Annotated in this window: 17 protein-coding genes; 4 read left to right on the top strand and 13 right to left on the bottom strand. The window is 71.2% G+C overall.

The features are described 5' to 3' along the window. Window positions 1-446: 446 nt before the first annotated feature. Both J7E97_RS31425 and J7E97_RS31420 read right to left on the bottom strand, forming a co-directional pair. Window positions 447-1,736, bottom strand: coding sequence for a citrate synthase (locus J7E97_RS31425; RefSeq protein ID WP_215034358.1), 1,290 nt, complete (start codon window positions 1,734-1,736; stop codon window positions 447-449). A gap of 182 nt (window positions 1,737-1,918) precedes the next feature. After that, a complete protein-coding gene (locus tag J7E97_RS31420; RefSeq protein WP_215034356.1) occupies window positions 1,919-4,165 on the bottom strand; it encodes an ATP-dependent RecD-like DNA helicase in 2,247 nt (748 codons plus the stop codon). 299 nt (window positions 4,166-4,464) lie between these two features. On the opposite strand from J7E97_RS31420, the gene J7E97_RS31415 reads away from it, so the two are divergent. After that, window positions 4,465-5,043 (top strand): DUF937 domain-containing protein, encoded by a 579-nt coding sequence (locus J7E97_RS31415; RefSeq protein WP_215034354.1) that lies wholly within the window; start codon window positions 4,465-4,467, stop codon window positions 5,041-5,043. A 46-nt stretch (window positions 5,044-5,089) separates the two neighbouring features. Here the strand turns inward: J7E97_RS31415 and J7E97_RS31410 are convergent, their stop codons facing one another. Continuing rightward, window positions 5,090-6,157 (bottom strand): EamA family transporter, encoded by a 1,068-nt coding sequence (locus J7E97_RS31410; RefSeq protein ID WP_251055438.1) that lies wholly within the window; start codon window positions 6,155-6,157, stop codon window positions 5,090-5,092. A gap of 82 nt (window positions 6,158-6,239) precedes the next feature. On the opposite strand from J7E97_RS31410, the gene J7E97_RS31405 reads away from it, so the two are divergent. Together J7E97_RS31405 and J7E97_RS31400 are read left to right on the top strand one after the other, a co-directional pair. Beyond that, window positions 6,240-7,208: a LysR family transcriptional regulator gene (locus J7E97_RS31405; protein WP_215034352.1), complete on the top strand. Its 969-nt coding sequence runs from the start codon at window positions 6,240-6,242 to the stop codon at window positions 7,206-7,208. 10 nt (window positions 7,209-7,218) lie between these two features. Continuing rightward, window positions 7,219-9,162 carry a glycoside hydrolase family 3 N-terminal domain-containing protein gene (locus J7E97_RS31400; RefSeq protein ID WP_374224291.1) on the top strand — a complete coding sequence of 648 codons (1,944 nt, stop codon included), beginning with the start codon at window positions 7,219-7,221 and terminating at the stop codon, window positions 9,160-9,162. Between the two features lie 94 nt (window positions 9,163-9,256). Here the strand turns inward: J7E97_RS31400 and J7E97_RS31395 are convergent, their stop codons facing one another. From J7E97_RS31395 to speB, 10 genes are all read right to left on the bottom strand, one after another. After that, window positions 9,257-10,723, bottom strand: coding sequence for a S28 family serine protease (locus J7E97_RS31395; RefSeq protein ID WP_215034350.1), 1,467 nt, complete (start codon window positions 10,721-10,723; stop codon window positions 9,257-9,259). Window positions 10,724-10,947: 224 nt separating this feature from the next. Next, complete coding sequence (locus J7E97_RS31390) at window positions 10,948-14,763, bottom strand: ABC transporter ATP-binding protein (RefSeq protein WP_215034348.1); 3,816 nt, start codon at window positions 14,761-14,763, stop codon at window positions 10,948-10,950. Between the two features lie 134 nt (window positions 14,764-14,897). Continuing rightward, on the bottom strand, window positions 14,898-15,092 hold the full coding sequence (locus J7E97_RS31385) for a UTRA domain-containing protein (RefSeq protein WP_374224290.1): 195 nt from the start codon (window positions 15,090-15,092) through the stop codon (window positions 14,898-14,900). A gap of 63 nt (window positions 15,093-15,155) precedes the next feature. After that, the gene (locus tag J7E97_RS31380; RefSeq protein WP_215034346.1) at window positions 15,156-15,578 is read right to left on the bottom strand and encodes a PIN domain nuclease; all 423 of its coding nucleotides are present in this window, start codon (window positions 15,576-15,578) and stop codon (window positions 15,156-15,158) included. Further along, entirely contained in the window at window positions 15,575-15,790 is a 216-nt protein-coding gene (locus J7E97_RS31375; protein WP_215034344.1) for a type II toxin-antitoxin system VapB family antitoxin, read from the bottom strand. The genes J7E97_RS31380 and J7E97_RS31375 overlap by 4 nt, the downstream gene beginning before the upstream one ends. A gap of 89 nt (window positions 15,791-15,879) precedes the next feature. Further along, window positions 15,880-16,563 carry a hypothetical protein gene (locus J7E97_RS31370; RefSeq protein ID WP_215034342.1) on the bottom strand — a complete coding sequence of 228 codons (684 nt, stop codon included), beginning with the start codon at window positions 16,561-16,563 and terminating at the stop codon, window positions 15,880-15,882. After that, window positions 16,544-18,691 (bottom strand): hypothetical protein, encoded by a 2,148-nt coding sequence (locus J7E97_RS31365; protein WP_215034340.1) that lies wholly within the window; start codon window positions 18,689-18,691, stop codon window positions 16,544-16,546. Before J7E97_RS31365 ends, J7E97_RS31370 begins: the two co-directional genes overlap by 20 nt. A 17-nt stretch (window positions 18,692-18,708) precedes the next feature. Beyond that, complete coding sequence (locus J7E97_RS31360; RefSeq protein ID WP_308346871.1) at window positions 18,709-19,152, bottom strand: hypothetical protein; 444 nt, start codon at window positions 19,150-19,152, stop codon at window positions 18,709-18,711. Between the two features lie 64 nt (window positions 19,153-19,216). Continuing rightward, window positions 19,217-20,884: a thiamine pyrophosphate-binding protein gene (locus tag J7E97_RS31355; protein WP_215034338.1), complete on the bottom strand. Its 1,668-nt coding sequence runs from the start codon at window positions 20,882-20,884 to the stop codon at window positions 19,217-19,219. A 59-nt stretch (window positions 20,885-20,943) separates the two neighbouring features. Beyond that, complete coding sequence (speB, locus tag J7E97_RS31350; RefSeq protein ID WP_215034336.1) at window positions 20,944-21,912, bottom strand: agmatinase; 969 nt, start codon at window positions 21,910-21,912, stop codon at window positions 20,944-20,946. A gap of 112 nt (window positions 21,913-22,024) precedes the next feature. Between speB and J7E97_RS31345 the strand changes: the two genes are divergently transcribed. Then, the coding region (locus J7E97_RS31345; RefSeq protein ID WP_215034334.1) for a PucR family transcriptional regulator ligand-binding domain-containing protein at window positions 22,025-22,619 on the top strand (595 nt) is incomplete at its 3' end.

The raw sequence follows: 22,619 nt of genomic DNA, 5'->3' as shown, positions 1-22,619 counted from the left end.
TTCCTTCACGGGAGACGCAGATCACAGCGATCAGAACGTAACCATCGGGCGGCCCCGTGGGTCTAATGGGGCGATGCCAGGAACGTCTTGGGGGCGTTCGCGGGGGTCTTGGGGGACGTCCGTGGCATCGGCCGGCCGGGACGCGTGCCCCAGGGAAGCTTTGAGCGGCCCTCCCGACCCGTACGGGTCCCGGCACACCCAATCGGAGCGCGCCCGCGTGCTCCACGCGAACACCCGGTCCGGGTCCCGTGGGGGGAATCCGTTCCGGGGTACGGAAAGCGCCCCGACCTTCGACCCGTGGGGGGATCGATGGCGGGGCGCTTTTCCTGTATCCAGGCACTGCGGTCCTACGGGTACTGCGGTCCTACGAGTACTGCGGTACTACGGGTCCTACGAGCACTGCGGCCGAGTCTCGGGTCAGCGGGTCTCGGGGGCGCGGGCCTCGGTCAGCGGGCCTCGACCGGGACGAAGTCGCGCAGGACCTCGCCGGTGTAGATCTGGCGCGGACGGCCGATGCGGGAGCCGGGCTCCTTGATCATCTCGTGCCACTGGGCGATCCAGCCGGGCAGCCGGCCGATCGCGAAGAGCACGGTGAACATCTCGGTCGGGAAGCCCATGGCCCGGTAGATCAGGCCGGTGTAGAAGTCGACGTTCGGGTAGAGGTTGCGCTCGACGAAGTAGTCGTCGGCCAGCGCGTGCTCTTCCAGCTTCAGGGCGATGTCGAGGAGCTCGTCGTCCTTGCCGAGCGCCGAGAGGACGTCGTGCGCCGCCGCCTTGATGATCTTCGCCCGGGGGTCGAAGCTCTTGTAGACGCGGTGTCCGAAGCCCATGAGGCGGACGCCGTCCTCCTTGTTCTTCACCTTGCGGATGAAGGCGTCGACGTCGCCGCCGTCGTTCTTGATGCCCTCGAGCATCTCCAGGACGGACTGGTTGGCGCCACCGTGCAGCGGGCCCCACAGGGCCGAGATGCCGGCGGAGATCGAGGCGAACATGTTCGCCTGCGAGGAGCCGACCAGACGCACGGTGGAGGTCGAGCAGTTCTGCTCGTGGTCCGCGTGCAGGATCAGCAGCTTGTCGAGGGCCGCGACCACGACCGGGTCCAGGTCGTACTCCTGGGCCGGCACGGAGAAGGTCATGCGCAGGAAGTTCTCGACGTAGCCGAGGTCGTTGCGCGGGTAGACCACCGGGTGGCCGACCGACTTCTTGTACGCGTACGCCGCGATCGTCGGAAGCTTGGCGAGCAGCCGGATCGTCGAGAGGTTGCGCTGCTTCTCGTCGAACGGGTTGTGGCTGTCCTGGTAGAACGTCGACAGCGCGCTGACCACGGAGGACAGCATCGCCATCGGGTGCGCGTCACGCGGGAAGCCGTCGTAGAAGCGCTTCACGTCCTCGTGCAGCAGCGTGTGCTGGGTGATCTCGTTGCTGAACGTCGCGAGCTGGTCGACGGTCGGCAGCTCCCCGTTGATCAGCAGGTAGGCGACCTCGATGAACGTCGAGCGCTCGGCAAGCTGCTCGATCGGGTATCCGCGGTAGCGCAGGATGCCCTGCTCACCGTCGAGGTAGGTAATGGCGGACTTATAGGCGGCGGTGTTTCCGTAGCCGCTGTCCAGGGTGACCAGCCCGGTCTGAGCCCTGAGCTTCGCGATGTCGAAGCCCTGGTCACCGACGGTGCTCTCGACCACCGGGTAGGTGTATTCACCGTCCGCGTACCGCAGTACTACAGAGTTGTCGCTCACGTCATCCCTCACCGACGTAGTGCCTCTTCTTCGAGGTGCCCTGACTGCCTCTACCTTCCCCCATTTGGCACAGGTGAGTGCACTCGGGGTCGGGGTTTGGTGTTTTTGACGGCACTGAGTGCCTTCAAGCTGCTCATCCTGCCTCTTCGGCCCGGTGGCGGATAGCCCAAATGATCGATCATCTAGGTGATGTTTCCCACCGGTATGCGTCCCGAGAGGCGGGCGGCCACGGCTGTGTACCTCCTGCCTGCGGAAACGGTACGCACCGCCTGCCCGAGGGCCTTGCGGGACCCGACCAGCACGACCAGTTTCTTCGCCCTGGTCACCGCCGTGTAGAGCAGATTTCGCTGGAGCATCATCCAAGCCCCGGTCGTGACCGGGATCACGACCGCCGGATATTCACTCCCCTGGGAGCGGTGGATGGTCACGGCGTACGCGTGGGCCAGCTCGTCGAGCTCGGCGAACTCGTAGTCCACTTCCTCGTCTTCGTCCGTGCGCACCGTCAGACGCTGTTCGTCCAGGTCGAGGCCGGTGACCACGCCGACCGTGCCGTTGAAGACGCCGTTGGCGCCCTTTTCGTAGTTGTTGCGGATCTGGGTGACCTTGTCGCCCACCCGGAAGACCCGGCCGCCGAACCGCTTCTCGGGCAGGTCCGGCCGGGCCGGGGTGATGGCCTGCTGGAGCAGGCCGTTGAGGTTTCCGGCGCCGGCCGGGCCGCGGTGCATGGGGGCGAGGACCTGGATGTCCCGGCGCGGGTCGAGGCCGAATCTGGCTGGAATGCGACGGGCGGCGACGTCCACGGCGAGCTTTCCGGCCTCCTCGGTGTCCTCCTCGGGGAAGAGGAAGAAGTCAGGCAGGCCGTCGGTGATCGGCGGCAGGCCGGTGTTGATCCGGTGCGCGTTGGTGACGACCCCGGACTGCTGGGCCTGCCGGAAGATCGTGGTCAGCCGAACGGCGGGGACCGGCCCGCCCTCGGCGAGCAGATCGCGCAGCACCTCGCCGGCCCCGACCGAGGGCAGCTGGTCCACGTCCCCCACGAGCAGCAGGTGTGCACCCGGGGCCACGGCCTTGACCAGCTTGTTCGCCAGCAACAAGTCGAGCATCGAGGCCTCGTCCACGACGACCAGGTCGGCGTCGAGCGGCCGCTCCCGGTCGTACGCCGCGTCCCCGCCCGGTTTCAGCTCCAGGAGCCGGTGCACGGTGGAGGCCTCGGCGCCCGTGAGCTCGGCCAGCCGCTTCGCCGCCCGGCCGGTGGGGGCGGCGAGCACGACCTTGGCCTTCTTGGCACGGGCCAGCTCCACGATCGAGCGGACGGTGAAGGACTTCCCGCAGCCCGGCCCGCCCGTCAGGACCGCGACCCGCCGGGTGAGGGCGAGGCGGACGGCGTCCCGCTGCCCGGGGGCCAGCTTGGCCCCGGTCCGGCCCGCGAGCCAGCCCAGGGCCTTCTCCCAGTCCACGTCCCGGAAGGCCGGCATCCGGTCCTCCTCGGCGGTGAGGAGCCGGCGCACCTGGCCGACGAGGGACAGCTCCGCGCGGTGGAAGGGCACCAGGTACACGGCGGTCAGCGGATCCGGCCCGCCCTGGGGATCCGGCACGGACTCCCGCACGACCCCTTCCGGATCGGCGGCGAGCTCGCCCAGGCAGTCGATGACCAGCCCGGTGTCCACCTGGAGCAGCTTGACCCCGTCGGCGATGAGCCGGTCCTCGGGCAGGAAGCAGTGCCCCTGGTCGGTGGACTGGGACAGCGCGTACTGGAGGCCGGCCTTGACCCGCTCCGGGCTGTCGTGCGGGATGCCGACGGACTGCGCGATGCGGTCGGCGGTGAGGAAGCCGATGCCCCAGACGTCGGCGGCGAGCCGGTAGGGCTGGTTCTTCACCACCGAGATGGAGGCGTCGGCGTACTTCTTGTAGATGCGCACCGCGATGGACGTGGAGACGCCGACCCCCTGGAGGAAGACCATGACCTCCTTGATGGCCTTCTGCTCCTCCCAGGCGGCGCCGATCAGTTTGGTCCGCTTGGGTCCGAGGCCGGGCACCTCGATCAGTCTCTTCGGCTGCTCCTCGATGACGTCGAGGGTGTCGATCCCGAAGTGCTCCACGATCCGGTCGGCGATCTTGGGGCCGATGCCCTTGATGAGTCCGGAGCCGAGGTAGCGCCGGATGCCCTGGATGGTCGCGGGCAGGAGCGTGGAGTAGTTCTCGACGGTGAACTGCTTGCCGTACTGGGGGTGGGAGCCCCAACGGCCCTCCATGCGCAGCGATTCGCCCGGCTGGGCCCCGAGGAGGGATCCGACCACCGTGAGCAGGTCGCCCGCGCCACGGCCGGTGTCCACCCGGGCGACCGTGTATCCGCTTTCCTCATTGGCGTAGGTGATGCGCTCGAGCACCCCCTCGACCACTGCCGGTTGCACCGCCGCGTTGGTAGTCATGCCCCGAAACTACCGCCTGGCGCGGACAGCCCGCCGGGCCTGTGGACAAGTCCTCCACAACCCCCCGAAAGACCGAAAGGGGGTCCGGCCTTCCGGCCGGACCCCCTCACGGTTACCCCTCCCCCATCGGACTTCCCGATCCCCCCAGATCCCTCCCCGGAAGCGCCGACGCAACATATGACCCGCGACCCCCGCCGGTGGTTGCACGCCGATCCACTCCTTTACTCCTCCATTACCGAAGGGTGATCCGGGAGCGATCCGAGGTGCCGGGAAATCACCGCAGAAGTAGCGTTCCAGGCATGAGCGAACCTTCATTCCAGGACGACGTGATCAACGAGCTCGGCGACGACCGGCTGACCGAGATCGCCGGGCTCCTCGGCACCGACGCGAGCGGCGCCCGCGAGACCGTCGCGACCACCGTCGGCGCGATGACCGGCGACCTCCAGGCGAAGGCCGGCGCCGACGGCGACGACGGCAACGAGGTCCGCCAGGCCGTCGCCGAGGTGACCGAGGCTCCGCTGGAGGGCGTGGCCACCCTGAGCGGCGGCCTGGGCGGGATGCTCGGCGGCGGAATGATGGCCGGGGTGCTCGCCAAGGTGAGCAAGCCCGTGGCCAACGCCGTCTCGAAGAAGACCGGCATCCCCGCGCCCACCATCAGCCGCGTCATCGAGCTGCTGATCCCCGTGCTGCTGGCCGTCTTCGCCAAGCGCGCGGCCGGCAAGGCCGGGGGCGCGGGCGCTCCCGCGTCGGCCGGGGGCGCCGACTCCCCGATCCCCTCCCCCGGCGCGGTGCCGGGTGCGGCGGGCGCGGGCGCCCCGGCGGCCGGCGGCGGCCTCGGCGACCTGCTGGGCCAGATCCTCGGCGGCGGCAAGAAGTAGCGCGCCGCCGCGCCTTCCGCGCATCCGCCGCGTTCACCCGTACGGCTTACGGGGCAGGACTGGCAGCTGCCGCTACGGGAGAACCCGTAGGCCCCGTAAGCCCCGTAGGCCTCGCAGCAGACCCCGTAGACCCCGTAGACGCCCCGGATCCCGAGGATCCCGAGGATCCCCCGGATCCCCAGGACTCCGCAGGCCCCGTAGGGGCCACGGTCCATCCGGAATCCTCCGCCCCCGCCGGGTCCTTCGTACGGGGCTTCGCGCCCGCCGGAGTCAGCGAGGTGAGCGCCACCCCGCCGACGAGGAGGGCCGCGGCCACCCAGCGCAGCCCCGAGATCCCCTCCCCGAGGACCAGCGCGGCCGAGGACATCCCGAAGACCGGCACGAGCAGGGAGAACGGCGCGACGGAGGAGGCCGGGTAGCGCCGTAGCAGGTAGCCCCAGGCCCCGAAGCCCAAGACGGTGGACATCCAGGCGACGTACCCGATCACCGCGGCCCCCGACCAGTCGAGGGCGCCCAGCGCGGCGAGGTCCCGCTCGGGGCCCTCGATCAGCAGCGAGAGCGCGAACAGCGGCAGCACCGGGACCACGCACACCCAGACCATGAAGTTGAGGGCGTCGGGCGGCGCGGCCTTGCGGGTCAGGACGTTGGAGGCGCCCCAGCAGGCGGCGGCCGCGACGACGAGGACGAAGCCGAGCACCGGTCCGGAGGTGCCCCCGTCCACGGCCGCCACGGCGATCCCGGCGAGCGCCACGGCCATGCCGGCGATCCGTACCCGGCCGGGGCGTTCGCGCAGCACGACGGCGGCGATCACGGCGGTGAACACGGCCTGGACCTGGAGGACGAGCGAGGAGAGCCCGGCCGGCATGCCGTGCGCCATCCCCGTGAAGAGGAGGCCGAACTTGGCGATGCCGAGGGCGATCCCGACGCCGACGATCCACTTCCAGGCGACCTTGGGCGAGCCGACGAAGAAGACGGCCGGGACGGCGGCGACGAGGAAGCGCAGGGCGGACAGCAGCAGCGGCGGGAAGTGGCCGAGGCCGATCTCGATGACGACGAAGTTGAAGCCCCAGACGGCGGCGACGAGTACGGCGAGTGCGGTGTGTACGGGACGCATGCCTCGAGGATCTGACGCCGAACCATTTAGCACCAGCGCGGATCCCTTCCGGGTTGGATGAAGCAGCGCTTACGCTTGGCGCATGCTCGACCTCGCCCGGCTCCGCGCCCTGCACGCCGTCTCCGTCCACGGTTCGATCGCGGGCGCGGCGGCCGCCCTCGGATACACCCCCTCCGCCGTTTCCCAGCAGATCGCCAAGCTGGAGCGGGAGACCCGGACCACGCTGCTGGAGCGGCGCGGCCGCGGGGTCGCGCTCACCGAGGAGGCCCACCACCTGGCGCAGACCGCGCAGCAGCTGCTGGCCATCGTGGAGCGAGCCGAAACCACCCTCGAGGAGCGGCGCGGACAGCCGAGCGGGCTGCTGACGGTCTCCGCCTTCGCATCGGCCGCGCGCGGGCTGCTGCCGGGGGTACTGGCCGATCTGGCCGCCCGGCATCCCGCCGTGGAAGTGCGCCTGACGGAAGTGGACCCCCACCTCTCCGTGGACCTGGTGGCCCGGGGCGTCACCGATCTGGCGGTCGCGCACGACTGGGACGTCGCCCCGCTACCCACCCCGGAGGGGGTCGAGCGGGCGGTGATCGGGGACGACCCCTGCGATCTCGTGGTGCCCGCCGGCCATCCGCTCACCACCCGCGCCGACATCCGGCGGGCGGATCTGGGCGGCCTGCGGTGGGTGTGCCAGCCGCCCGGCCGGGTCTGCCACGACTGGCTGGTGCGGACCCTGCGCGCGGTCGGGTACGAGCCCGACATCGTGCACGTCGCCGAGGAGAACCACACCATCGTCGCGCTGGTCGCGGCCGGGCTCGGGGTGGCCGTCGTACCGCGCCTGGGCACCGGGGTCCTGCCGCCGGGCGCGGTGACGGTGCCGCTCGAACCGGCCCCCGTACGGCGGCTGTACGCGCTGTGGCGGACCGGTGCGGCCCGCCGGCCCGCGATCACCGAGGCCGTCCGGACCTTGCAGGAGCACTGGGACCGGGACCGGGCCCAGTGCCGCCCCCGTCCGGGGGACCTGGCGAGTGTCCGTCGCCCTGAAGGCGTAGCCCGGCAGTAGCGTCCGGCGCGTGCCGTACCAAGCCTCCCGCCGGACCCTGCTCGCCGCGGCCGCCATGGCCGCCGTCACCGCCGCGGGGGCCGCCTCCGCCGCCCTGGTGACCTCCCGGTCCCCCGGCGGACCGGCCCCGCGCGGCCCTGCCCCCGACGACCACCGGCCTCCCGACGCGCGGCCCGGCGGCGGGGGCGCGCCCGCGGGCGCTCCCGACCGGGCCGCGCTGCGCGACACCGTGGCCCGGATGAGCCCGGCGGAACTGGTCGGGCAGCTCTTCGTATCGCGGGCGTACGGGCATTCGGCGACCGGCCCCGACCCGGCCGACGCCGAGCAGAACCTGGCGCTGTTCGGCGTGCGCACCGCCGCCGAGCTGGTCTCCCGCTACCACCTCGGCGGGATCGTCTACTTCGCCTGGGCGCACAACACCCGTACCCCGTACCAGATCGCCGAGCTGTCGGCCGGGCTCCAGCGGGCGGCCGCGGCCTCCGGCGCGGGCGTCCCGCTGCTACTGTCCATCGATCAGGAGCACGGCGCCGTCGCGCGCGTCGGGAAGCCCGCGACGCTGCTCCCGGGGGCCATGGCCCTGGGGGCCGGGGCGCTGGGGGCCGGCGGGTCCACCGCCGAGGCCCGCCGGGCCGCGCGGATCGCGGGCTCCGAGCTGGCGGCGATGGGCATTCGCCACGACTACGCGCCGGTCGCAGACGTGAACGTCGACCCCGCCAACCCGGTCATCGGCGTCCGGTCCTTCGGCTCCGACCCGCACGCCGTGGCGGCCCTCGTCGCCGCTCAGGTCCGCGGCTACCAGGGCGCGGGGGTGGCCGCCACCGCGAAGCACTTCCCGGGGCACGGGGACACCGGGACCGACAGCCACGTCGGGCTGCCGCTGATGCGGCACAGCCGGGCGCAGTGGGAGGAGCTGGACGAGCCGCCGTTCCGCGCGGCCGTGGAGGCGGGCGTGGACGTCGTCATGACGGCGCACATCGTCTTTCCCGCGCTCGACCCCTCGGGCGATCCGGCGACCCTCTCGCGGCCCATCGTCACGGGCATCCTGCGCGAACGGCTGGGCTTCCGGGGCGTGGTGGTCACCGACGCCCTCGACATGGCCGGGGTACGCCAGAAGTACGGGGACGACCGCGTCCCCGTACTGGCGCTGAAGGCGGGCTGCGACCAGCTGTTGAACCCGCCGGACCTGGGGCTCGCGCACCGCAGCGTGCTGGCGGCCGTGGCCTCGGGCGAGCTGACGCGGGCCCGGATCGAGGAGTCGGTGCTGCGGATCCTGGAACTCAAGGCACGCCGGGGCCTGTTCAACGCGGCGGGCGCGGCGAGCTCGGCGGGCGCGGCGGGCTCAGCAGGGGCGGCGGGCTCAGCAGGGGCCGGGGCAGGCACGACCGCCGAGGCGGTGGACGCGGCCGTCGGGATCCCGGCGCACCTGGCCGCCGCGGACGAGATCGCGGCCCGTACGACGACCCTGCTGGCCAACCCGGTGAGGCTGCTGCCGATCGACCCGGCGTCCCGGCCGCTGCTCCTGGTCACCGGGACTGACCCGGTCTCCCCCTCGGGTACGACGGGACCCCCTACGGCGGTACTGGCACGGGAGCTGTCGGCGCTGGGCTGCCGGGCGACGGCGCTGCCGCCGGCCCGCGCGGTGGCGGCCGCCGCGGGCCACGCCGCCGTGCTCGTGTGCACGTACAACGTCCCGGAGGGCGAGAGCCCGCAGCGCGACCTGGTCACGGAACTGCTGGCCACCGGGGTGCCGGTGGTCCTGGTGGCGATCCGCAACCCGTACGACCCGGCCCGGCTGCCGACGTGCGCGGCCGAGCTGGCGACGTACACCTGGACGGACGTGGAGCTGCGGGCGGCGGCCCGGGTGGTCACCGGGGCCGTCCGGCCCGCCGGGCGGCTCCCGGTCCCGGTGCCGGGCCGCTACCCGCTGGGCCACGGGCTGACGTACGAGCCGTAGTACGGCCCTGTGTACGCCTCCCGTGGCCCCCGGGGGCTGCTCGGGACATACCTGGGAGCTACCCGTGAGCTACGTGCGAGCTACCCGCGCGCCGCTACGGCCGCAGCATCGGCTCGCGCTCCAGGTCCTGCTGGTCGAGCTGCGCGTCCGGCTTCGCCAGCGGCGCGGCCGCAGCCGGACCGGTGAGCGTGGCGGCCGGGGCCACCCCGGCCCACTGCAGGATCTTCGCGGTGGCCAGCGACTTCTCGCTCTCCATCAGCTTGGAGACGTTCGCCCCGTGGTTGGCGCCCGGCGCGATCATCACGTGGCTGTCGCGGACCCCATAGCCGAGGTGGAACGGTTCAGCGCCCCACGGGTCGTTCTGTCCGTAGACGAAGAGCATCTGGTTCGCGTTCTTCTTGACCCAGTCGTCCACGTCCCGCATCGCCGCCGGCTGGAAGGTCATCGGGATGTCGCGGGGCACGAAGTTGCGCGGCGGCTGGTAGCCGTAGCGGCTCAGGTCGGCCAGGTGGGCCTGCTTGATGTCGGGCGAGCCGAGCTGCGTGCCCGCCTGGTAGTAGTACGGCGTGTACGTCTCCAGTCCCTGGTCGGCGTAGGCCGAGAAGCCGGAGATCGCGTCGACCGTGTCCCAGATCTCTTGGTCGCTCGCGGTCGCGGCGACCGGGATGGAGGCGCAGTCGGCGAGCAGGCTGTACTGCCAGAAGGCCCACACGTAGTCGAGCACGACGGCCTCGTAGGCCTTGTCGAGGTCGCCGACGGTGGTGAAGGTCCAGCCGGCCTCGGCGGCTGCCGCCGCGTACTTGGCCTCCAGCGGAACGCGGCGTACGAGCGCCTCGCGCTGCACCGCGTTCAGCTTGTCGCGGCACTCCTTGGTGCCGACCTTGGCGAAGAACCGGTCGTAGGCCGAGTCCTCCTTGTTGACCACATCGTTGGGCGCGACGTACGCGACGACACCGTCCATGTCGCGCGGGTAGAAGCGCTCGTAGTACGTGGCGGTCATGCCGCCCTTGCTGCCGCCCGTGGCGAGCCAGTTCTTCTTGTAGACCTTCTTCAGAGCGGTGAAGATCCGGTGCTGGTCGCTGGCGGCCTGCCAGATGTCCAGGTTCGCCCAGTTGGCCGGATCGGGCCGGGAGGGGGTGAAGAATCGATACTCCAGCGACACCTGGTTGCCGTCGACGATGGTCGTCGGCTCACTGCGGCGCGGGGCGGTGTTGACGTTGTAGCCGGAGGTGAAGAACACCGTCGGCCGGGAGACGTCCTTGTGCAGCAGGGTCAGCCGCTGCTTGAAGGTGCCCTTCCACGGCGCGCGGTGGTCGACCGGCTGCTCGTAGTTCAGTACGAAGAAGCGGTAACCGGGGTACGGCTTCTCCTCGATCAGGGTCATCCCCGGGACGGAGAGGATCTGGTCCTTGATGTCCGCGGCCGTGGCGGCGGTGGCGGCGGTGGCATCCGTTGCGGCGGCAGGCTCCGCGGCGGTGGCCGCTTGTGCCGTGAAGCCGGCCGCGCCCATGGTGCCGATGAGCACCACGAGCGACAGCAGCCATCCGAGCGTCTTGCGCATTCACCCTCCCCTTGAGTTCACTTCGGTCGCCGTGAACCTAGCGGGGTCAACGCGCCGCTGACCAGACCTTGTTGGGACGGACCGTCAGCACAGGATCCAGCCGGAATCGACGGATCCGCCCCCTACACTCCCCTTTGCCCACACGCAGCGGTGGATCGCGTGGACGCTGACCGGTCCGGCACATCGGGTGAATCACCCCGTACCGCGGATCGGATGGCCGCCGCTCAAGCCGCCGCGCGCTCGTCCTCCCCGACGAAGGTCCGCCACAGCTCCGCGTACCGGCCGCCGCGGGCCAGCAGTTCGGCGTGGGTACCGTCCTCGGCCACCCGGCCCCGGTCCATGACGACGACCCGGTCGGCGCGTGCGGCGGTGGTCAGCCGGTGCGCCACCACCAGGGTGGTGCGCTTGCCCGCGAGCCGGTCGGTGGCCTGGTTGACCAGGGCCTCGGTGGCCAGGTCGAGGGCGGCGGTGGCCTCGTCGAGCAGCAGCACGTCGGGGTCGACGAGCTCGGCGCGGGCCAGCGCGATCAGCTGGCGCTGGCCTGCGGAGAGGTTGCGGCCGCGTTCGGTGACGGCGTGCAGGTAGCCGCCGTCGAGGGTGGCGATCATGTCGTGGGCGCCGACCGCGTGCGCGGCGGCCTCCACCTCGGCGTCGCTCGCCCCGGGCCGCCCGTAGGCGATGGCGTCGCGGACGGTCCCCGGGAAGAGGTACGGCTCCTGGGGGACGACCCCCAGCCGGTGGCGGTACTGCGTCAGGTCCAGTTCGCGCAGGTCCACCCCGTCGGCGGTGACCCGGCCGGAGGTCGGATCGTAGAACCGGGCCACCATCTTGACCAGCGTCGACTTGCCGGCCCCGGTCTCGCCGACGAAGGCGACGGTCTGCCCGGCGGGTATCCGCAGGCTGATTCCGGCCAGTGCCGGCTCCTTCTCCCCGCGCTCCTCGGCGGTGCCGTACCCGAAGTGGACCTCCTCGAAGGCGATCTCGCCGCGCAGCTCGGGCAGCGGACGGGGCTCGGCGGGGCGGGGGGTGCTGGTCGGCTCGCGCAGCAGGTCCTGGATCCGGCCGAGCGAGACAGTGGCCTGCTGGTAGCCGTCGAAGACCTGGGAGAGCTGCTGGACGGGCGCGAAGAACAGGTCGATGTAGAGCAGGTACGCGACCAGCGCGCCGGTGGTGAGCGTCTGGGCCTCCACCCGGCCCGCGCCGACGATCAGCACGGCGGCCGCGGCCCCGGAGGACAGCAGCTGGACGAAGGGGAAGTAGACGGATATCAGCCACTGGCCCCGGACCCGGGCCCGGCGGTAGTCATCGCTGCGCTCGGCGAACCGGACGGCGCCCGAGCTCTGGCGGCGGAAGGCCTGGACGATGCGCAGCCCGGCCACGGACTCCTGGAGGTCGGCGTTGACCAGGCCGACCCGGTCGCGGGCGAGCTCGTACGCGGCGACCGACTTGCGGCGGAACACGATCGTGCCGATGACCAGCACCGGCAGGGTGGCGAAGACGATCAGGGCCAGCTCGACGTCGAGGACGAGCAGGGCGATCAGGATGCCGAAGAAGGTGAAGACGGAGACGACGGCGGTGACGAGCCCGGTCTGCAGGAAGCTGGAGAGGGCGTCCACGTCGGTCGTCATCCGGGTCATGATCTTGCCGGTCAGCTCGCGCTCGTAGTAGTCGAGGCCGAGGCGCTGGAGCTGGGCGAAGATCTTGACGCGCAGGGCGTAGAGCACGCGCTCGCCGGTGCGGCCGGTCATCCGGGTCTCGGCGAACTGCGCGGCCCACTGGGCGGCGACCACGGCCAGCGCGAGGCCGGCGGCCACCCAGACGGCGGCGAGGGCCGCCTGTTCGACGCCCTGGTCGATCCCGTGCCGGATCAGGATGGGCAGGAGCAGCCCGGATCCGGCGTCCACGGCCACGAGGGCCAGGGAGATCGCGAGCGGCGCCCAGAAGCCGCGGAGCAGGCGGCCCAGGTTGTAGCTGTCCTCGGCGGACGCGGCGCGGGCCTCGTCGACCGCGGGGGCGTCGTCGGCCGGCGGCAGCGCGGCCACCTGGGCGAGCAGTTCCGGCGTGGCGGGCATGCCGGCCGGGGCGGTGGTCTTCTCGTCGGCCTCCTCCTGCCGCTGCCACAGCTCGGGGGTGATCCCGCCGGCCACCCGGCGCTTGGCGTTGACGGGCTCGGAGTCGATCTCGGCTTCGAGCTCGATGTCCCGCTCGATGTTCCGGTCGCGCTCGCGCTCCCGTTCGAGATCGCGCTCGAACTCGGCCATGGCGGGCGCGTCCGGGGTCTGCGGGGACGCGGAGCCGAGGGCGTCGGGGTCGGTCAGCAGCCGCCGGTACAGGGCGGAGCGGCGCTCCAGCTCCTCGTGCGTGCCGATGTCGGCGAGCCGCCCGTGCTCCAGTACGGCGATCCGGTCGGCGAGCGCGAGCGTGGAGCGGCGGTGGGCGATGAGCAGCGTGGTACGGCCGGCCATGACGGTCCGCAGCGCCTCGTGGATCTCGTGCTCGACGCGGGCGTCTACGGCGGAGGTGGCGTCGTCGAGGAGCAGCAGGCGGGGGTCGGTGAGGATGGCGCGGGCGAGCGCGATGCGCTGGCGCTGGCCGCCGGAGAGGGTCAGGCCCTGCTCGCCGACCTTGGTGTCGTACCCGGCGGGGAGGGCTTGGATGAAGCCCTCGGCCTGGGCGGCGCGGGCGGCGGCCTCGACCTGTGCGTCGGTGGCGTCGGGGTGCCCGTAGGCGATGTTGGAGCGGATGGTGTCGGAGAAGAGGAAGGAGTCCTCGGGGACCAGCCCGATCGCGCCGCGCAGCGAGTCGTAGGTCAGCTCGCGCACGTCGTGGCCGCCGACGCGGACGGCGCCGCGGTCGGCATCGTAGAAGCGGGGCAGGAGCAGGGCGACGGTGGACTTGCCGCTGCCGGAGGAGCCGACGAGGGCGACGGTCTCCCCTTCGCGGACGCCGAGCGAGAAGCCGTCGAGGACCGGGCGCTCGGGGTCGTACCCGAAACGGACGTCCTCGAACTCGACGGTGGCGGGCGCGTCGTCGGGAAGCCGCTCCGTCCCTTCGTCCATGACCGGCTCGGTGTCGATGAGCTCGAAGACCCGCTCGACGCCGGCGCGGGCCTGCTGGCCGACGGTGAGGACCATGGCGAGCATTCGGACGGGACCGACGAGCTGCGCGAGGTAGGTGGAGAAGGCGACGAAGGTACCGAGGGTGACCTGCCCCTTGGTGGCCATCCACCCGCCGAGGGCCAGCATGGCGACCTGCCCGAGGGCGGGTACGGCCTGCAGGGCGGGGGTGTAGCGCGAGTTCAGGCGGATGCTGCGCATCCGCCCGGCGAAGAGCCGGCGGCCGGCTTCGCGCAGCTTGCCGGTCTCCTGATCCTCCTGGCCGAAGCCCTTGACGACGCGGACGCCGGTGACGGCCCCGTCGACGACGGTGGCGACGGCCGCGGCCTGGCTCTGGGCGTACCAGGTGGCGGGGAAGAGCTTCTTGCGGCTGCGCTTGGCGATGAACCACAGGGCGGGGGCCATGAGCAGCGCGACGAGGGTTAGCATCGGCGACAGCCACAGCATGATCCCGAGGGATATCCCGAAGAGCAGGAAGTTCCCGATGGTCATGGGCAGCATGAAGAGCAGCCCCTGGATGAGCTGCAGGTCGCTCGTCGCCCGGCCGACGACCTGGCCGGTGGACAGCTCGTCCTGGCGGCGGCCGTCGAGGCGGGCTATGGAGTCGTACATGTCGGTGCGCAGGTCGTGCTGCACGTCGAGGGCGAGGCGCCCGCCGTAGTACCTGCGGATGTAGGTCATCACGTAGACGAGGACCGCCGCGCCGATGAGCATTCCGGCCCAGGGGCCCATGGGCTTGCTCTTGTCCCCGATGACGTCGTCGAGGATCACCTTGGTGACGAGCGGTACGAGCGCCATGACGGCCATGCCGCCGAGCGAGGAGCCGAGCGCCAGCAGCACGTTGACCTTGTACCGCCAGGTGTAGGCCGCCAGCCGCTTGGCCCAGCCCTGTTTCTCGCCTGTTCCCGTCTCTGCCGCCACCACGTGGTGCCTCCCCGTTCGTCATGCCCTACCGGAAGCGCCAACGCTCCGACCGGCGGATTTCATCCCGCCGCAACAATCGAACGGGTTTACGCGATGCTGGGCGAGGCGGCTTGGGCCGTCCGGGGGGAACGGCTCTAGGGCGCGTCGAACGCGTGCTCCAGGACGTACGCCGAAGCGTCGAGGACCATCTCGTTGACCTCGACGACCTGCCCGTCGGCGGCGAAGGCGGTCCGGACGACCAGCACGACGGGTGTCCCCGCGGCTAGCCCGAGGCTCGCCGCCTCGCCGGAGGCGGGCATCCGCGAGCGGACCTTCTCACGGAAGCGCACCGACCCCCGTGGCCGAGCTCGGCGAGTCTGACACGGAGCCTGCCTTCCCCTAAGGGACCGGCGCTACGCCTCGCCCGGAGGAGCGACCCATTTCGTGGGTTGGCCCGTAGCCCGGGCGATGGTGTCGAAGTCCTTGTCGTAGTGCAGCAGTGTGAGGCCCGCGAGCTCGGCCGTAGCCGCGACGAGCAGGTCGACCGGACCTGCACTTCGGTGCTCCCCACGGTCCGTGAGCAGCCGCTGCACCGCCCGGGCCCGGACATAGACGGTGTCAGGCATGGGAGTCCAGTTGAACAGCTCGCCCAGGAGGGCTTCCTTCTCCAGGCGGTCGGCGAGCGAGCGGGCCGAGAAGAGGGTCTCGAGCTCCGTGATGTCGCAGATGCCGATCACGCCCATGGCGAGGTGCTCGAGCCACCCTTTGCGCACGTCCTCGTTGGTCAGGATCCGCGCGAGCGCGGACGTGTCGACGAGGTGGGTCACCGGACTCATCGTCGGTAGTTGCCCTTATCCAGGAGGTCGTCGAAGTCGCCGCGCTTGCCCATCTCGACGAGCCGGTCCAGAGCCTGCAGTCGGTTGTGTCGCCGTACGTAGTCCTGTAGGACGGCGTTGACCGTGTCCTTCTTCGATTTGGTGCCCAGTATGGAGGCCGCTGCCGCGAGGGCCTCGTTGTCGACGCCTGCGATGTAGAGGTTGTTGGACATATATGTCTCCTAGGCTTCCACCATATGCAGCATAGAGGGCAAGGCCGCCGCATGCAACGAGCTGCGACCGAGAACGGCGCCGGCTTGGCTCAGGGGCTAGGGAGCGGCTTCACCACGGGGGGCTTCTCCAGTGGCTTGTTCTCGCAGCCGAGGGCTTCGGTGATCCGGCGGGCCATGAGGTAGGTGAGGGCGGTCTGGCGATCGCGGGCCGCTTGGTCGACGGCCGCCGGCGTGGAGCTGACGCTGTGCTCAGCCTTCGCGTGGAACCAAGCCGACTTCGAGGCCTCGCCGAGCTCGCCGGGCATCTCGCAACCGACGTACAAGGTCGTATCGACGTCATTGGCCTGGCCGAAGGTGCCGCCCTCCACCTCGAACGGAACACCGTTGGGCAGGGGGTATTGCACCTCCTTGGAGGCACGCGAGACCCATCCGAAGCGGAAAGTCACGCCGCCCCCGCCATCTTGGCCGACGGCCCACAGGGCACACCTCGTCCTCATAGGGATCCGGTGTTCCGGGCCCGTCTCCGGCAGTGCGCGTCGCAGCGTCGCCACCACCTCGCTCGTGCTGTTGTAGACGAGAGCATCGAAGGCGTCCGCAGCGATGACGTCCCGCAGGAGGACGCCCTCCTGTGAGGAAGGACTGATCCCACACGGCGGCTGCTCGTTCTTGGCCTCGGGCTCGCCCGAGGTACACGACGCGAGCATCAATCCGCAGACGAGCGCGGCCGTCGATTGTCCGAGAGCCTTGAGCGGGTCACGGCCTGAGGTGCGCACGAGCAGCCTCCCGTCCCGAGGTGTAGCCCTCGTTCGCCTCGTTCTTGGCGTGGTCGAACGCAGGGTCATTGCCGATCTTCCGATCACTTCCCCACGCATCCATCATCGTGTTGGTCGCCTGCACGCCCGCTCCGTAGTTGCTACTGGAATCCTTCTTGCTCTGTTCCTCGGCGTCGTCCTTCATGCCCTCGACCCACTCGTACTTCAGCGAGTCGATCAGTGAACCACCGATCGTGCCCACGACCGGGATCTCGCCGATGAGCCCGTTCGCGGCGGCAGCCGTGTGTTCGGACGTGCCTTCCGCCCACTTGACCGCGTCGTCTTCCTTGTCCTTGTAGACGTCGGCGCCGATGCCGTTGAGTGCGCCGTTGGCCGCGCCGATGTCATGGGCGATGTTGTCCCAGTCCGCGCTCACCCCGTGCATGTCGCTCTTGTACGGGGCGGCAGCCTCGAGCTGCCCTGCCCCGTACGCCCGCTCCGCCTCGACCATCAGGGCGTATGCCGGGCCGTCGTCGGCGATCCCGCGCATCACACGGATCAGACTGCCCTGGCCGACGGCGATCTGAGCCTTGTCCCCCGAACCGTGGATCGAGTCGTTGCCGTCTACGTAGCCCAGAGCAGAGCTCTTACCGCCGAGGATCTCGTGGGTGTCGGCCACATAGTCGACCAGCGCCTTCGCCATCGGCTGGCGCAGGCCCTCCAGGTCGTCCTTGAACTCGTCGCCCTTCATCTCGCCGTCGAGCAGCTGGATCGCCTCGTGCATCACGCGTGCCTGCCCCTCCGTGTGGGGTCCCGGCGGGCCCAGCTTCTCGCCGTCGACGTGGCCGGTGGCCGCCGCCTGGAGGGCGGCGCCGAGGCCGGCCGTCTTGTCGCCGTGCATCTCGATCGGCTGGCCGACACCCGTCGAGATCCAGGGGTCGGGCATCTCCCGCTCGTCGAGCATGTACTTCAGGTGCTCGTTCTTGTTGCCGGGCGCCTCGGGGTCGAGGAAGTACGTCGCCGAATCCGGGTCCTTGGCCATGATGCCGAGCAGCCCGTCCAGCGGGTCGGAGACCAGGTTCGGGCGCTGGGAGTCGTAGGCGTGGTCGTACATGTGCGGCTTCGACTTCTCGGCCTCGATCATGCCGTCGCCGAGGTCGTTGAGGAACTGCTTGCCGTAGCCGTCACCGTTGCCCATGAGGGTCACGAGGGCCTGGTAGCCGTACGTGGGCCGCAGGCCCTTGGCCACGAGCTCGGGCCCCTGCTCCTTGAGGCCGTTGACGAAGGGCTTGTAGGCGTAGCTCTCCGGGTCCTTGGTGCCCGACGCGATCGTGCCCGCGAGTCCGGAGTTGATCGATTCGTACAGCTTCTTGTCGGCCGCCGACGCACCGCGTTCGTTGGACGCCAGGTTCATCTGGTCGGCCAGCTGGAGGGTGTCCTTCGCGCCCAGCGAGTTCAGGTACGCCTCGCTGAAGTGCTTGTCCTTCGAGTTCTGCTGCAGCAGTTCGTTGTAGTGCCGCAGCTCGTCCGGGGAGGCCTTGCCGTCACGGATCTTCTGGGTGAGGGCGAGTGCCTCCACGGCCTCGACGTCGTTGACGGGCTTGGAGTTGAAGCCGAACATCGAGGTTCCGTCCGCCCCCGACGCGTTCATCAGGGCCGTCCGGACGTCCTCGTCGAACTCCGTGACCGCCTTGACCGTGTCGGCGATCCGGCTCGTCCAGGACCGCTCGACCTCCGGGAGGTCGGGGTCGTGCCGCACCGCGTTGGCGGTGGCGGCGTCGGCCTTGGAGTAGTCGTAGCTCGCGACGCCGCTCTCCGAGACCTTCATGCCGGCGGTCCGGGCGTCCGCCACGGCCGACACCACCCGGCCCTTGAGGTCCGTGAAACGGGCGTGCGCGTCACGGAGCAGGGACTCCATGGCCAGGGCCTCCGTCTGCGCGGACGCGAACTCGCGGCGCGTGATGGCGGAGTTGGAGGCGGCGGTCTGCTGGCTGGTGCCCAGCCAGCCGTTGCCCGTGGAGACGCTCTGGACCTCGTCCTTGTAGACGCCCTCCAGGGTCTTGAACTGCGTCGCCATGGCCTTCCAGCCGTCGGCGGCCGTGGTGAGCGCGGAGAGGTCCGTGTGCATGATCTCGGAGTAGTTCGGCACGTTCGGCTCGTCTTCCCTTACAGTCCCGCGACCTTGGACTGCACCGGCTGGAAGCCCTGGCCGGTCAGTTGGTCGTTTCCGGTGAACAGGTTCGACGCGCCGCGCAGGGACGTCTTTTCCGAGTTCAGGCGTCCCATCAGGCGCTTCACCTGGTCGTCCCAGTGCGTGTGGGCCTTCGTCAGGCCGGTCGCCGTCGCCCAGCCGCTGAAGGCGTTGACGGCGCTGCGGGTCGGCTCGTCGGCCGCGTCCGCGGCCTTGGTCGTGCCGGGCTGCAGGACGTTCTCGATGGTGTTGGCGGCCTTCTTCTTCTCGGGAGGGGCCGTGGCCAGTACGCCGTAACCGCTGGGGGGCGCGGAGGGACCGCCCCCGTCGGCCGGGGCCTGGTTCAGCCGCATCTGCGGCGAGGGGTCACCGGTCCCCGCCCCCTGCTTGTGACGGCTCCACTCTTCCTCGAACGACACCGTTCCCCCTCGCACTTCGACCCGCACCTGATCACCGCAACCCTAACCAGCCGCGGGACACCTTTCAGACGTGCGTCGGGGCGAACATCTTGAGGGTGGCCGGAAGTACCACTACCGAGGGGCCCGGGGTCTTGAGGGCCTTCGTCAGGTCCGCGCGGAGGGATTCCGGGGTGGTGGTGGTCGCCGGGACGTCGAAGGCGGCCGCTAGCGCGACGAAGTCGGGGCGGGTGAGGGACGTGCCCGTCTCGCAGCCGTACTCGCGCAGGATGCCGTAGCCGCCGTCGTCGACGATCAGCCAGGTGACGTCCAGGTCGTGCTGGCGGGCGGTGGCCAGGTCCGCGAACGAGTACATCGCGCCCCCGTCACCCGAGACGGCCAGCACCGGGGTGCCCGGTTCGGCGAGGCAGGCGCCGAGGGCCGCCGGGAAGGCGTAGCCGAGGCCGCCGGCGCCCTGCGCCGAGTGCATGGTGTTGGGGTGCTTGGCGTCGAAGGCGGACCAGGCCCAGTACGACAGGATCGTCATGTCCCAGAAGGACGGGGAGCGCGGCGGGAGGGCGGCGCGGATCGAGGTCAGGAGCTGCTGTTCCAGGGTCACGTCCTGGGCGGACAGGCGGGCCGCGATGGAGGAGAGGAGCAGGCTGACCCGCTCGGGGGCCCGCGGGTCCGCGCGCTCGGCGACGGTTTCGAGGAGCGCCTGCAGGGCGAGGCGGGCGTCCGCGTGGATGCCGAGGCCGGCGTGGTTGGACTCCAGCTTGCCGAGGTCCGCCTCGATCTGGACGACCCGGCCCGCGGGGAAGAACGTGTGGTAGTTCGAGGAGAGTTCCCCCAGGCCCGAACCGACGACCAGCAGGACGTCCGCGTCCTCCAGGAAGTCCGTCATGTGGCGGTCCTCCAGCCAGGACTGGAGGGAGAGCGGGTGGGTCCAGGGGAAGGCGCCCTTGCCGCCGAAGGTGGTGACGACCGGCGCGTTCAGGCGTTCCGCCAGCTGCTTCAGCTTTCCCGCCGCGTCCGAGCGGATGACCCCGCCGCCCGCGATGATCACCGGGCGCTCGGCGTTCTCCAGCCAGTGCGCGGCCAGCGCCGTCAGCTCAGGGCGCGGGGGCAGCTCGTGCGGGGTCGCGTCCATGCCCGTGACCTGGGGGATCAGGGTTTCGGCCCGGAGGACGTCCTCCGGGATCTCCACCCATACCGGGCCGTGCGGGGCCGTCAGCGCGGACTCCCAGGCCTCGGCGATCACGGAGGGGATCTGGGAGGGGGTGCGGGCGACGTGCACGGACTTGACGACGTCGCGGAAGGACGCCGCCTGGTCCCGCAGTTCGTGCAGGTGCCCGCGCCGGCCGCCGCCCAGTCCCTGGGTCGGGATCTGCGAGGAGATCGCCAGGACCGGGGCGGAGGCCGCGGCGGCCTCGGCGAGCGCCGGGAGCGCCATCAGCGCGCCCGGACCGGTCGAGAGCAGCAGCGGCGCCGCCTCGCCCGTCATCCGGCCGTACGCGTCGGCCGCGAAGCCCGCGTTGTTCTCCGTACGCAGGCCGATCAGCCGCAGGTCGGAGCGGCCGACCGCGTCGAAGAGGGCGAGCGCGTGCTGCCCCGGGAGCCCGAAGACCGTCGTCGCGCCGAGCGAGCGCAGCGTCTCCACGACCAGGTCCCCGCCGGTCCGCCCCGGCGGCGGCGCGAGCGCGGCCGCCTTCTGGGCTTCGGTGGGACGGAGTACCAGGTCGTGGTCGTGCGTCACGTGCGCTTACTCGCCCTTCGGGTCGCCTTCGCCGTCGGCGTCGTGCCTCTTGGCCCTGCCTATCGGCCCTGCCTGGCGGCAGAGATCTGACGGCTCATGATCGTGGTCAGCTCGTACGCGGTGTGCGAGGCCGCGACCGAGGTGATCTCCGCGTGATCGTACGCCGGGGCGACCTCCACGACGTCCGCCGAGACCAGGTTGCAGGAGGACAGGCCCCGGATGATCTCCAGCAGCTCGCGCGAGGTCATGCCGCCGGCCTCGGGCGTGCCCGTGCCCGGCGCGTGCGCCGGGTCCAGCACGTCGATGTCGATCGAGATGTACAGGGGGCGGTCGCCGATGCGCTGGCGCAGCTGGTCCGCGACCTCGTCGGCGCCGCGCCGGTAGACGTCGGCGGAGGTGACGATCCCGAAGCCCATCTTGGCATCGTCGTCCAGGTCCTGCTTGCCGTACAGCGGGCCGCGCGTGCCGACGTGGGAGAGCGCCTCCGTGTCGAGGATGCCCTCCTCGACGGCGCGGCGGAACGGCGTGCCGTGCGTGTACTCGGCGCCGAAGTACGTGTCCCAGGTGTCCAGGTGCGCGTCGAAGTGGAGCAGGGCCACCGGGCCGTGCTTCTTGGCGACGGAGCGGAGCAGCGGGAGCGCGATGGTGTGGTCGCCGCCCAGGGTCATCAGGCGGGCGCCGGAGGAGAGCAGCTCGTCGGCGGCGGCCTCGACCTGGTCGACGGCCTCGTTGATGTTGAAGGGGTTCACGGCGATGTCGCCGGCGTCCGCCACCTGCGCGAGCGCGAAGGGGGAGGCGTCCTGCGCCGGGTTGTACGGGCGCAGCAGGCGCGAGGCCTCACGGATGGCGTTGCCGCCGAAGCGGGCGCCGGGGCGGTAGGAGACTCCGGAGTCGAAGGGCACGCCGACGACGGCCACGTCCGTCTTGCCGCCGACCTCGTCGAGGCGGGGCAGCCGGGCGAAGGTCGCGGGGCCCGCGTAGCGCGGGATGCGGGAGGAGTCGACGGGGCCGCGCGGCTGCGTGCTCATGAGGGGGTGCCTTCCGGAGGAGGTGTGCGGTCCTTCGAGCGTAAAGGGACATCCGAGGGGCGCGAAGTGTACGTTTCATCCATCAAGGTCCCCCGATGTGTACGGAGTATCCATGGAGGCCCCTCCCACCCCGCCGGTGCCGCTCGGCCTGCTGCTCGCCGACCACGAGCTCGGGCTGCGGCACCTCGCAGGACCCGCCGAGGGCGAGGTGCACGGCGTCCACGCCTCCGAGATGGCGGACCCCTCGCCGTACCTGCTCGGCGGCGAACTGCTACTGACGGCGGGGGCGGGCCTTGCGGAGGCGGAAGCAGGGACGGAGGCGGAGGCGGGCGCGGGGGCGGAAGCGGGGACGGACACCGGGGCGGATGCCCGGGCGGCCGACGCCCGGACGGACACCGGGACCGACGCCGAGCAGTACGTCGCCCGGCTCGTCCGGGCCGGGACCGCCGCCATCGGCTTCGGCGTGACACCGGTGCACGCGACCGTGCCGCGGTCCCTCGTCGAGGCCTGCGACCGCCACGGGCTGCCCCTGCTGGAGGTGCCGCCCGGGACCCCGTTCACGGCGGTCGGCCGGAGCGTCTGGCGGCTGATGGCGCAGGCCCGGACCGCCGAGCTCCGCCGGGTCACCGAGGCCCAGCAGTCCCTGGCGGCCGCCGCCGCCCGCCCCGACCCGGTCGCGGCGGTCCTGCGGCGGCTGGCGGCCACCC

The sequence above is a fragment of the Streptomyces sp. ISL-66 genome, assembly GCF_018614135.1.
GTDB lineage: Bacteria > Actinomycetota > Actinomycetes > Streptomycetales > Streptomycetaceae > Streptomyces.
This window is presented reverse-complemented; position numbering and strand designations above follow the sequence as displayed.